At 63.9% G+C, this 12,082-nt stretch carries 12 protein-coding genes; 5 read left to right on the top strand and 7 right to left on the bottom strand.

Annotation, left to right across the window (positions count from 1 at the left end):
- Genes SO156_RS05830 through SO156_RS05810 form a run of 5 tightly spaced genes read right to left on the bottom strand, consistent with a single transcriptional unit; the run spans position 1 to position 5,343 of the window.
- Entirely contained in the window at positions 1–1,251 is a 1,251-nt protein-coding gene (locus tag SO156_RS05830; RefSeq protein WP_498534136.1) for an acetyl-CoA hydrolase/transferase family protein, read from the bottom strand.
- A 3-nt stretch (positions 1,252–1,254) separates the two neighbouring features.
- Positions 1,255–2,421 (bottom strand): acyl-CoA dehydrogenase family protein, encoded by a 1,167-nt coding sequence (locus tag SO156_RS05825; protein WP_458149859.1) that lies wholly within the window; start codon positions 2,419–2,421, stop codon positions 1,255–1,257.
- A 30-nt stretch (positions 2,422–2,451) separates the two neighbouring features.
- Positions 2,452–3,741: a TRAP transporter large permease gene (locus SO156_RS05820; RefSeq protein ID WP_458149860.1), complete on the bottom strand. Its 1,290-nt coding sequence runs from the start codon at positions 3,739–3,741 to the stop codon at positions 2,452–2,454.
- A 6-nt stretch (positions 3,742–3,747) separates the two neighbouring features.
- On the bottom strand, positions 3,748–4,281 hold the full coding sequence (locus SO156_RS05815) for a TRAP transporter small permease (protein ID WP_458149896.1): 534 nt from the start codon (positions 4,279–4,281) through the stop codon (positions 3,748–3,750).
- Positions 4,282–4,320: 39 nt separating this feature from the next.
- The gene (locus SO156_RS05810; protein ID WP_498534135.1) at positions 4,321–5,343 is read right to left on the bottom strand and encodes a TRAP transporter substrate-binding protein; all 1,023 of its coding nucleotides are present in this window, start codon (positions 5,341–5,343) and stop codon (positions 4,321–4,323) included.
- Between the two features lie 125 nt (positions 5,344–5,468).
- On the opposite strand from SO156_RS05810, the gene SO156_RS05805 reads away from it, so the two are divergent.
- From SO156_RS05805 to SO156_RS05795, 3 genes are read left to right on the top strand one after another with little or no spacing between them, the layout of a single operon-like run.
- A complete protein-coding gene (locus SO156_RS05805) occupies positions 5,469–6,023 on the top strand; it encodes a MaoC family dehydratase (RefSeq protein ID WP_458149862.1) in 555 nt (184 codons plus the stop codon).
- A complete protein-coding gene (locus SO156_RS05800) occupies positions 6,023–6,874 on the top strand; it encodes an HpcH/HpaI aldolase/citrate lyase family protein (RefSeq protein ID WP_498534134.1) in 852 nt (283 codons plus the stop codon). Before SO156_RS05805 ends, SO156_RS05800 begins: the two co-directional genes overlap by 1 nt.
- A gap of 14 nt (positions 6,875–6,888) precedes the next feature.
- Complete coding sequence (locus tag SO156_RS05795) at positions 6,889–7,629, top strand: IclR family transcriptional regulator (RefSeq protein WP_498534133.1); 741 nt, start codon at positions 6,889–6,891, stop codon at positions 7,627–7,629.
- A 3-nt stretch (positions 7,630–7,632) separates the two neighbouring features.
- On the opposite strand, the gene SO156_RS05790 is transcribed toward SO156_RS05795, so the two are convergent.
- Entirely contained in the window at positions 7,633–8,079 is a 447-nt protein-coding gene (locus tag SO156_RS05790; protein ID WP_458149866.1) for a hypothetical protein, read from the bottom strand.
- A 196-nt stretch (positions 8,080–8,275) separates the two neighbouring features.
- Entirely contained in the window at positions 8,276–9,079 is an 804-nt protein-coding gene (locus SO156_RS05785; RefSeq protein WP_498534132.1) for a fumarylacetoacetate hydrolase family protein, read from the bottom strand.
- A gap of 250 nt (positions 9,080–9,329) precedes the next feature.
- On the opposite strand from SO156_RS05785, the gene SO156_RS05780 reads away from it, so the two are divergent.
- On the top strand, positions 9,330–10,754 hold the full coding sequence (locus SO156_RS05780) for a glycosyl hydrolase family 79 N-terminal domain-containing protein (protein ID WP_498534131.1): 1,425 nt from the start codon (positions 9,330–9,332) through the stop codon (positions 10,752–10,754).
- Positions 10,755–10,878: 124 nt separating this feature from the next.
- Entirely contained in the window at positions 10,879–12,078 is a 1,200-nt protein-coding gene (locus tag SO156_RS05775; protein WP_498534130.1) for an ABC transporter substrate-binding protein, read from the top strand.
- Positions 12,079–12,082 lie beyond the last annotated feature (4 nt).

Raw genomic sequence — 12,082 nt, 5'->3', positions numbered from 1 at the left:
CTATCGCCCTCGCTTCATCAACTCCGCGGACAAGGCATCGCGATGCGCCGGCGCCGCGATCGTGATCAGGCGGCGCGCGCGTTCGGCAAGACTAAGGCCGCGCAGCTCCGCCACGCCCCACTCGGTCACGATGGCATCGACATCGGCGCGCGGCGTCGTCACGGTCTCGACATCGGGCACGATGCGGCTCGTTCCATCCGAGGCAGTTGCGGGTAACGCAATGATGGCTCTGCCGCCCGGCGAGGCGTTGGCACCGCGCACGAAGTCGAGTTGCCCGCCGATCGCGCCGACCGCCACGCCGTTCAAGGTCTCGGAATTGACGGAGCCGTCGAGACCGACCTGAAGCGCGGAATTGATTGCGACCAGCCGGCTGATCTGCGCCAGCACGCCCTGGCTGTGCGTGTAGGACGCGGGGCGCACCGCAATCGCGCTATTCTCATGCACGAAGCGATAGAGCCGCTGCGTGCCGATCACCTGATTGGTGACGGTGATGCCAGCATCCAGCCCCTTGCGCGCGTTGGTGACAGCGCCACGCTCGATCAGGTCGACGACGGCATCGTTGATCAGGCCGGAATGAATACCGAGATCGCGCGCATGCGAGAGCGAGGACAGGATCGCGTCCGGAATCCTGCCGACCCCGAACTGCAAGGTGCTGCCATCGGCGATCAAGCCTGCCGCATGGGCTGCGATGCGGCGCGATACATCATCAGGCGGCGTTGACGGCAATTCAACAGGCGGGCGGCGTACGGCAACCCGCAGATGGATCGGCACGTCGTCCGGCCATTCCGCACCATAGGTCCAGGGCGCATCTGCATTGACTTCCACAACGACCAGGCGCGCACGGCGAGCGGCGTCGATCACATAGTCGTTCGAAAGGCTGGCGCTGAGCCTGCCGTCGTTCGCTTGTGCGAGCTGTACGAGCACGACGTCGGACCGGTGCCGACCCGTGGCGAAATCAGCGCAGAAGGCGCTGTAGTTGCTCGGGATCACCGCGAGCCGGCCGGCCTTGGCGAGGCGTCGCGCGTTGCCGATCACGCCATAGCTGAGGAACGAAATGTTCGGTGCGCATTCGGACGAAAACGTCTCGGAGAAGAGTGGGCCGACCAGCAGGCGGAACGACGGAAGACGGTCTGCCTGTGTCACGAGCGCTTCGGCGAGCGTACGCGGCTCGGCCGTCGCCTGCCCGCACACCACGAGATCGCCGTCCCGGATCAGGCCGGTGAAGTCGATCGATGGCGCATCGCAGGACACGACTCAGTATGACTTGGCGAGGCCGAGCACTTTCTCCGCTATGAAGCTGAGTGCAAGCTGGGGGCTGACCGGCGCGATCCGCGGGATCAATATCTCGCGCAAATAGCGCTCGACATGAAACTCCTTGGCATAACCGAAGCCGCCATGCGTCATCACGGCCTGCTCACATGCCGAAAAGCCGGCCTCGCCCGCGAGATATTTTGCGGCATTGGCGGCGGCGCCGCAGGGCATGCCCTTGTCGTACTGCCAGGCGGCCGACATCACCATCAGCCAGGCCGCCTCGAGCTCGACCCAGTTCACCGCAAGCGGATGCTGGATGCCCTGATTCTTGCCGATGGGGCGATTGAACACGACGCGGGTCTTGGCATATTCGGTCGCGCGCGACAGCGCGAGCTTGCCGAGGCCCACCGCTTCCGCAGCGATGAGAATGCGCTCCGGATTCATGCCTTCGAGGATGTACTCGAAGCCGCGTCCCTCTTCGCCGATGCGGTCCTCCATGGGGATCTCGAAATCCTCGAAGAACAGCTCGTTGGAATCAACGATCTTGCGGCCCATCTTCTCAATCTCGTGGACCTTGATCTTCTTGCGGTCGAAATCGGCATAGAACAGGCTGAGGCCGTGGGTGGGCGAGCGCACCTCCTCGAGCGGCGTGGTGCGCGCGAGCAGCAGGATCTTGTGCGCGACCTGCGCGGTCGAGATCCACACCTTCTGGCCGTTGACGATGTAGCGGTCGTTCTTGGCTACCGCACGGGTCCGGAGCTGCGTGGTGTTGAGGCCGGTGTTGGGCTCGGTGACGGCAAAGCATGCCTTTTCGCGGCCCTCCACCATCGGCGGCAGCATGCGCATGCGTTGCTCTTCGGTGCCGAACACCACGACCGGGTTGAGGCCGAACACGTTGATATGCACAGCCGAGGCGCCGGACATGCCGGCACCGGATTCCGCGATCGTGCGCATCATGATCGCGGCCTCGGTGATACCGAGACCGGAGCCGCCATAGGCCTCCGGCACGCAGATGCCGAGCCAGCCGGCATCGGCGAGCGCCTTGTGAAAATCGTGCGGGAAGCCGCCTTCGCGGTCCTTGTTCAGCCAGTAGGCGTCGTCAAAGCCCTCGCAGATCTTCGCGATGGCGTCGCGGATGGCTTCCTGCTGATCGGTGAGCGCAAAATCCATGGTTGGTCTCCTTTGCCGGAGGCTCGTAAGTTAGCGCCCCATCTGCGAGGGCAGCCAGAGGATGATACTCGGGAATGCGACCAGGATCGCGATCGCGATCAGGTGCGCGATGAAATGCGGGAAGGTGCCGTGGAAAACTTCCGCCACCGGGCGCTTGGCGTAGCGCGCGACGATAAAGCAATTGAGCCCGACCGGCGGAGTGATCATGCCGACCTCCGCGGTGACGATCTTGATAACGCCGAACCAGATCGGATCGAAGCCGAGCGTCTTGATGAGCGGCAGCACGATCGGCACCGTCAGAACCAAGATCGCGATCTGATCCATGAAGGAGCCGAGCACGATATAGCCGCAGAGGATCAGCGTGATGATCACCCACCGCGAGGTCGGGAGCGAGCCGATCCAGGCGACGAGGTCCTGCGTCACATGCGTCAACGTGAAAAAGTAGCCGAAGATCGAGGCACCCACCAGGATCATGATGATCATGCAGGTGCCGTGACAGGCGCGCAGCAGCGTCTTGTAAAGGGAAGACGGCGTGATCTTGCCCTTGACGATTGCGAGGAGGAAGGCGCCGAATGCGCCGAAGGCGGAGGCTTCCGTCGGCGTCGCGACGCCGAGATAGATCGTGCCTGTCACGATCGAGAACAGCACCACCATCGGCGAGACCTGCCACAGCAGCGCGAACTTGTCGCGCCACGGCACCGATTTTGCGCCCGGCGCACGCGACGGATCCTGCCAGACCAGGAAGTAGATCGTGGCCATGATGGTGATGGTGACGAGGATCGCCGGGATGATGCCGCTGATCAGCAGCTTGCCGATGTTCACTTCGGCAAGCAGGCCGAAGATCACCAGTGCGACGCTGGTCGGCAGCAGCATGGACAACGTGCCGGAGATCGCGACCACGCCGGCCGCCATCTTCGGCTCGTAACCCTGGCGGATCATCGCCGGCAGGCTGGTCGAGGACAGCGTCGCGGCCGAGGCCGTCGAGGTGCCACAGATCGCGCCAAAGCCTGCGCCGGCAAGTGCGGTCGCCATGCCGAGCCCGCCGGGAATGCGGCCGACCCAGGCCGACGCCGTCTTGAACAGATCGTCCGCGACACCCGACAGCAGCACGAGATCGGCCATCAGCAGAAACATCGGGATGGTGATCAGCTCATAGGAGGACACAGTCGAAAGCGGCGCGGTCTGCAAGATGCCCGACAGCGTCGCAAAGCCGCCGACCATCACGAGCCCCACCGAACCGGAAAAGGCCATCGCAAAGCCGACGGGCGTGCCGAGCGCGAGCAGGCAGAACAGAAGGCCGAGAACGATAAGAGGTGTCATCGGCCGCTACTCGAAGGATCTTGCTTCACCGATTCCCGTCACCGGCGGCAAAGGATAGAGGTCGCGCCCGCTGACAAGGCTCAGCGCATTGCCGACGAGTTGAAGGGTCAGCCGCAGCACCAGCACGCCGCAGCCGAACGGCACCAGCGCCGCTGAGATCCAGGTCGGCCAGGGGATCGCGCCAGCCAGCACGTCATGCTGCTCGTAATTTTCCAACGCTCGCTCGAAGCCGACCTTACAGATCAGGACGAATACGAACAGCCCGGCGAGCGCGGTGATGATCTCCGACAGCCGCCGTCCCGCCGGCGAGAAGCGCGACAACAAAATATCGACGCCGACATGGGCATGCTCGCGCAGGCCGTCCGATAACGTGAGAAAAAACACGCCGGCCAGCAGGTAGAGCCCGATCAGATCATAGGTAAAGGAGAACGGGCGGTTCATGACGTAGCGCATGAACACGTCGGCGACCACCAGCATCATGATCACGAACAGAAACACCACCGCGATCACCGTCAGCGCGCGCTCCAGCGTGCCGAGCATATTGCTGAGCTGCTTGATCACCTCAGGCGCCTCCCTTCACTACTTCGCGCCGCCGGCGGCGAGCAGCCCCTCGAACTCCTTCAACGCGGCGGAAGCCTGCTTGCCGCGGCTGTCGAGACCGGCCGCCCATTCCTGGCCGACGCCTTTGAGCTTCTCCTTGATCTCGGCGCGCGTCGCGTCCGGCAGCGGCTCGAAGCTGACACCACTCTCTTGCAAGTGCTGCTTCGTCGCGTCCTGCTCCTTGTCGACGTCAGCGCAGGCCTTCGGCTCGATCGCCTCGGACGCTTCGTCCATCGCCTTCTTGACGTCCTCCGGCAGCTTGTCCCAGACCGACTGGTTGATCGAATAGGCAACGATGAAGCTGCCGAAGCTGACGCCCTCGGTCGCGTGCTTCACGAGCTTGTCGAGACCATAGGCGACGACGCTTTCCATCGGAAACAACAGGCCGTCCATCGTGCCGCGCGATAGCGACTCGTAGGCGTCGGGCGCGGCCATGCGCACCGGCACGGCGCCGAGCGCGCGCAGCGTCAGATCCTGCGCGCCGCCGGTGGTGCGCAGCTTCAGGCCCTGCATGTCCTTCGGCGTTTCGACCTTCGCCTTGGCGGTCCACACCTGATAGGGCGGCAGCACGACCTCGAACAACAGCTTGATCTTGTTGGGTGCGTATTCCTGCTTGGCGAGCAAGCCTTCGCGCGCCGTCTTCCAGTAGGCGAGCGTGCCTTGGCAACTCGTCTGGAACGCGCCCGGCAACTGCGCGACTTCCGACAGCGGCATCTTGTCCGAGACATAGGACGGCCCGATGTAGCCGATGTCGACGACGCCGGATTGCGTCAGGCGCAGCATGTCGGCAGCTTTGCCGATCTGCTGGTTCGGGTAGTAGGTGAAGGTGACGTCGCCGTTGGTTCGCCTGGTGACGTCGTCCATCCACGGCTTCAGCATCAGGCGGACGAGGTAATGGCCGGCGGGAAAGGAGTCGGCGACCTTCAGCTCCAACGCCCGCGCCGGGCTGATCACGGTCGGCAGCGCCAGCGCCGCGAGAGCCCACACCAGCCTCTTGTTCATTCGTTTCTCCCTGACGCGGTGGCAACGCCGGAGCCGCAGCTCATGCGGCTGGCTCCTCGCACCATTTCTTGCTTGAGCCAAACGTACATATATGTGAATTTATCTGTCAAGGTTATGAACAATGCATGGGCCTATGCGCCGTGGAAGCCGGGAAGGTTTGCTTCGTGAGCCGGAATTCCGCCCCCGGGTTCACGCATCTGAACCATCGGCTTGAAGGGAGAGACAGGATGGCCGGGCTTTACTTCGAGGATTTTTCGGTCGGCCAGGAGTTCAGGCATCCGCTGACCCGGACCGTCACCGAGATGGACAACACGCTGTTCAGCCTGCTGACGCTCAACCCGCAGCCCCTGCACATCGATGCGCACTTTTCCGCGCAGACCGAGTTCGGCCAGCGCATCTTCAACAGCCTCTATACGCTCGGCATCATGATCGGCATGACGGTCTACGACACGACACTCGGCACAACCGTCGCCAATCTCGGCATGACCGACGTGACCTTCCCCAAACCGGTCTTTCATGGCGACACGCTGCGCGCGACGACAAAGGTGCTGTCGGTGCGGGAGTCCAAATCGCGGCCCAAGGCGGGCATCGTCGAGTTCGAGCACCATGCCTACAACCAGAACGACGAGATCGTCGGCAAATGCCGCCGCATGGCGATGATGCACAAGAGGCCGGTCTGATGCGTTCGATGCTGTTCGTGCCGGGCGATTCCCCGCGCAAATTCGCGAAGGCCAGCGAAGGCAAGGCCGACGCCCTGATCATCGACCTCGAGGATTCCGTCGTCACCGAGAAGAAGGACGAGGCGCGCGGGCTGACGCTTGCAATGCTCAAGGGGCGCTGCGGGGCGCACCAGCTCTATGTCCGCGTCAACGCGCTCGACACCGGCATGACGCTCGCCGATCTCGCCGCGGTCATGCCAGGCGCGCCCCACGGCATCGTGCTGCCGAAATCGCGCGGCGGCGACGACGTCCGCCAGGTCGCGCTCTGGCTCGAAGCGTTCGAGGCGGCTGCCGGCACCACGGTGGGCTCGACCCGCATCGTCGGCGTCGCGACCGAAACCGCTGGCTCGATCTTCGGCCTCGGCACTTACAAGGATTGCTCCCCGCGCCTCGCCGGCCTGATGTGGGGCGCCGAAGATCTCTCCGCTTCGCTCGGCGCCACTGAGAAAGCGAGCGGCGGCGTGTTCCACAGCCCCTATCGCCTGGCCCGCGATCTCTGCCTGATGGCGGCGGCCGCAGCGGAGGTAGCGCCGATCGACACCGTCTATATCGACATCGACAACCTCGCGGGTCTCGAGCAGGAGACGCGCGCCGCCCGCCGCGATGGATTTTCCGCAAAGGCGCTGATCCACCCCAAACATGTCGACATCGTCAACGCCGCTTTCGCCCCGACCGACGCCGAGCGTAGCTGGGCGGAGAAGGTGATCGCGGCCTTCGCCGACAATCCCAATTCCGGCACGCTGCGCCTCGACGGCATGATGATCGACAAGCCGCATCTTCGCGCCGCGAAGAAGATCCTTGACCTTTCTTAGGACGTCATCCCCCAATGATCGTTCGCCAAGCCGCCAACGTCCTGGAGATCATGGAATTCTTCGCGCAGGCCAGGAAGCCGGCGACGCTCGCGGAGATCGCCGATCATTTCGGCTGGCCCCGCTCGTCGACCTTCAACCTGCTCGCAACACTGTCGGAGAAGGGCTATCTCTACGAGCCGCGGCGCCGCGGCGGCTACTACCCGACGCCGCGCTGGCTGACGCTGGCGCGGATGGTCTCGGAAGTCGAGCCGCTGCCGCCATGGGTGCATGCGCTGATCTCGGAGCTTTCGGCCGAGACCGGTGAGACCGCATCCATCGTTGCGCCGTCAGGCGTCATGGCTGTTTTCATCGACGTCGTGGAATCGCAGGCCCCGATCCGCTACTTCGCCACGATCGGCCATCGCATTCCCATCCACGCCAGCGCCAGCGGCCGCGCGCTGCTGCTGCAATATTCCAAGGAAGAGCGCGATCAGCTCTATCGCAAGATCGAGTTCAGGCAGTATGGCGCGTCGACACCGATCAGCATCGAGGCGGTCGAGGCGGAGCTGCGCAATTCGATTGCCCGCGGCTATTGCCAGAGCTTTGGCGACTACAGCCGCGACCTCGCGGGCGCCGCGATCCCGCTGCCGATCGGCGATCGGCGCCTGTCCGTTGTCGTCGCCGGACCGGAATTTCGCATCGGCCCCAAGGTGCCCGATGTTGCGGCGCTGATCGCAAGGACGATCGATCGGCTCCGGCCAAAGACGGCGGCCTGAACCTTACTCAAATGCTTGAACGGGCGGCGCCGAGGTCGGCGCCGGCGCAGCCGGAGCTGCCTGAACCGGCGGACTGTTAGCTGGCCCCATTTGTGCGACACGGCCATTGGCTTCCATCGGTACGCTGCTGGTGGGCCCCGGGGCCGCAGAGTTGGGCGTCGGCGCTACTGGGGCGGACGCTGGAGGCGGGGCCGAGCTCGGGACGCGACTGGCTTCTCTGCGTTGCCGCTGCCGGCTCGCCGCCGACCGAGAACCGCGAAGGCCCCATGAGCGCGCGATAGAAGGACCCGCGGCGTAGCCGACGAAGGCTCCCGCCACTGCACCGATTGGCCCCAGCACGACCGCACCGGAAACGGCTCCAAGAGCAGCATCGCCGGCGCGCTCCTGCGCAACGGCACCTGCCGGAACCAACGCCAGCATCACGACTGCGGCCATCAAAAATCTGTTCATCCGAGCGCCTCCCTCAAGGGAAATTCACTCTTACGAAAATATGGCAGCAGGACGTTTGTTTATCGCCCAACACAGGGCAATCGGCCGATGGAACTCGAGATTGTAGCCCGCATGCAGCGTAGCGGAATGCGGGACCAGTGGCCCCGGATTGCTCTGCGCTCCATCCGGGCTACGGCAGTTGCGCATGGAGAAGATTCTAGACGATCTTGATCGACATGTCCGGCAGGCCTTCGAGCTTGCACAGGAGCACGTCACCCTTCACCACCGGGCCGACATTCTCCGGCGTGCCGGAATAGATGATGTCGCCCGCCTTCAGCTCGAAGGCTTCCGAGAGCTTTGCAATCTGCTCGGCGACGCTCCAGATCATCTTCTCGAGATCCGAGTTTTGTCGCACCACGCCATTCACCGCGAGCGAGATCGCGCCCCTGCTGAGATGCCCGACCTTCGACGCGGGATGGATCGGGCCGATCACCGCGGCATGGTCAAAGCTCTTGCCGATCTCCCACGGCTTCTTCTCCGCAGCCATGCCGTTCTGAAGATCCCGCCGGGTCATGTCGAGGCCGAGCGCATAGCCATAGACGTGGTCGAGCGCCTTCTCCGGTGGGATGTTACTGCCACCGGATTTCAACGCGGCGACCAGTTCGACCTCGTGATGGTAGTTCTTGGTCAGCGACGGATAGGGATGCTCGGCGACCTCGCCGACCGCGACGTTCTGGATCGCATCGGTCGGCTTCTGGAAGAAGAACGGCGGCTCGCGGTTCGGGTCGGAGCCGCGCTCGATCGCATGCGCGGCATAGTTGCGGCCGATGCAGTAGATGCGGCGGACCTGGAACACATCCGTCTCGCCGATGATCGGGATCGTCGTCATCGGCACCGGGAAAATCGGCTTCGGCCCTGCTTGCGCGGCGGCCGGCGCAGCCTCGGTCATGGTGGCCGCGGTTGCCGCGGCGGCGGCGGTCGCAAGCAGCTCGCGTCGCGAGGGTGAGGAGGTCTTTTTCATGTTTTATGCTCCTGTGGCGCAGTCAATTGGGCCGGACCGATGGAATAGTGGATCAGGCACTTCCTATCAACTGCCCTTGATACGGCCCCGCCCACTGGCAGGCGCAAGGTAGGATCGATCCGGAAAAGACATCAGCGAAGGGTGTCACGACGTGCACGCTACGCCACAGCCCAGCCGGAACGGCGTCATCGCAACGCTATTGTTCGTCATCGCAACATCCCCTGCAGCGGGTGCAAGAGCGCAACCGATCATGCCGGCGCGCATGACGGCGATCGGCACGATCGACACCCGCTTTCAATCCTACAATATCGAGATGGTCGAGGTGACGGGCGGACGCTTCTGGAAGCCGTACGCCCGAAGCTCCAACGCGCAGATCGCGCGCGACCGCTACAGCTACAGGCCGCCAATCAATCTCGCCAGCACGCGGCTGCGCAAACTCGCCGCTGCTCTGGGCCCGACCTTTATGCGCGTCAGCGGCACCTGGGCGAACGCGACATTCTTCGCCGATACGGACAACGCGCCGGCTGCACCACCTCCCGGTTTCAGCTCCGTGCTGAGCCGCGCGCAATGGCGCGGTGTCGTCGACTTTGCCCGCGCAGTGGATGCGGAGATCATGACGTCGTTTGCCATCAGTGCAGGCAGCCGCAACGCGGACGGCCGTTGGACGCCGGACCAGGCGCAACGGCTTCTCTCTTTCACCCAGTCGCTCGGCAGCCACATCGCAGCCGCCGAATTCATGAACGAGCCGACGCTCGCGGCAACGAACGGAGCACCGCCAGGCTATGACGCGCAGGCCTATGGCCGCGACTTCGCGATATTCCATTCGTGGATACGCCAGCATGCTCCCGACACGCTGATCGTCGGTCCCGGCTCCGTCGGCCACTCGTCCTCGCCATCAACCGATGGCATCCGGACCCGCGATCTGCTCGCCGCATCCGGCCACGGCCTCGATCGCTTCTCCTATCATCACTACAATACGCTCTCGCCGCGTTGCGGCGTTCGCGATGATCCGGCGCAGGCGCTATCGGCGGATTGGCTCGCGCGCAGCAATCGCACGCTCTCGATCTACCGCGGCTTGCGCGACGAATTCGCACCCGGCACGCCGATCTGGCTGACCGAGACGGCCGATGCCGCCTGCGGCGGCAATCGCTGGGACGCGACTTTCCTCGACACCTTCCGCTATCTCGACCAGCTCGGACGGCTCGCGAAGGCCGGCGTCCAGGTCGTGATGCACAACACGCTGGCCGCGAGCGACTACGGGCTGCTCGACGAGACGAAGCTTCGTCCACGGCCGAACTACTGGGGCGCGCTGCTGTGGCATCGCCTGATGGGAACGACCGTGCTCGACGCCGGAGCTAGCGGCACGCCCGATCTTAACGTCTATGCGCACTGCCATCCCAAGACGAGCGGCGCCGTGTCCATCCTTGCGATCAATACGTCGTTGAGCAAGTCGCGCAGCCTCAAGCTGCCGATCGCATCGGAGCGCTACACGCTGGATGCGAGACAGCTGCAAAGCTCGACAGCACGACTGAACGGAAGGACACTCGAACTCGACGTCAACGACAGGCTTCCGGCACTCGAAGCGCGCACGACTCCGGTCGGGACGATTGCCCTGGCGCCGAAAACTATCACCTTCCTGGTGATCCCTAACGCTAGCAATCCCGCCTGCCGGTGACACGCTCCGGGATCGGGAACCCATCGGAACCAGATTTCATCATTGACAAACTAGTTTGCTAATATCTAACTTACGTCCTAATGCATAACCCGCTGCGCAAGCGGTATCAGGGAGAGGAACGACAATGAGAGGGCTTTTGGCCTTTGCCATGCTTGCGGCCACGACGACTGCCGCGACCGCGCAGGTGTCCGATGACGTGGTGCGGATTGGGGTGCTGACCGATCTGTCGAGCTGGGGCCGCGACAATAGCGGTCCCGGTTCGGTCGAAGCCGCGAAGATGGCGGTGGAGGAATTCGGCCCGACCGTGCTCGGCAAGCCGATCGAGATCATCAGCGCCGACCACCAGATGAAGACCGACGTCGGCGTGCAGATCGTGCGCGGCTGGTTCGACAATGGCAAGGTCGACGCGGTCGTCGACATCCCCAACTCCGGCATCGCAATAGCCGTCCACAACATGGTGCGCGAGCGCAACAAGATCGCGCTGCTCTCCGGCCCCGGCGCAAGCTCGCTGACGGACGAGCTGTGCAGCCCGAACACCGTGCATTTCACCTACGATACCTATGCGCTGTCGAAGGTCACGGCCTCGGCCGTGATCAAGGAAGGCGGCAAGTCCTGGTACTTCATCACCGCGGACTATGCCTTCGGCCAGCAGCTCGAGAAGGACGCGACGCGTTTCGTCAACGAGATGGGCGGCAAGGTTCTGGGCGGCGTGCGGCATCCGACCAACACCGCGGATTTCTCCTCCTTCGCGCTTCAGGCGCAGAGCTCGAAGGCCGATGTCGTGGCCTTTGCCAATGCCGGCCAGGACACCGACAATGCAATCAAGCAGTCCGGCGAGTTCGGCCTCGTCCAGGGTGGGCAAAAGCTCGTTGGCCTCTTGATGTTCGACACCGACGTGCACGCCATCGGCCTGAAGGCCGCGCAGGGCACCTACATGACCACCGCGTCCTACTGGGCCATGGATGAAGCGACCCGCGCCTGGTCGAAGAAATTCTACGAGCGCACCAAGGTGATGCCGACCATGATTCAGACCGGCGTCTACGGCTCGGTGCTGCACTATCTCAAGGCCATCAAGGCCGCCGGTACGGACGATCCTGCCCAGGTGATGGCCAAGATGCGCGAATTGCCGATCGAGGATACGTTCGTCCATGGCGGCAAGCTGCGCGAGGACGGCCGCGTGATCCGCGACATGTATCTCGCCAAGGTGAAATCGCCCGAGCAGTCCAAGGAGCCTTGGGACTATCTCGAGATCGTCAAGACCGTGAAGGGCGAGGACGCCTTCCGTCCCGCCTCCGAATCCAAGTGCCCGCTCCTGAAGAAATGAGGCC

Source organism: Bradyrhizobium sp. UFLA05-125 (assembly GCF_059803515.1).
The sequence above is the reverse complement of the archived record's forward strand: the minus strand, read 5'-3'. Positions and strand labels throughout refer to the sequence as shown.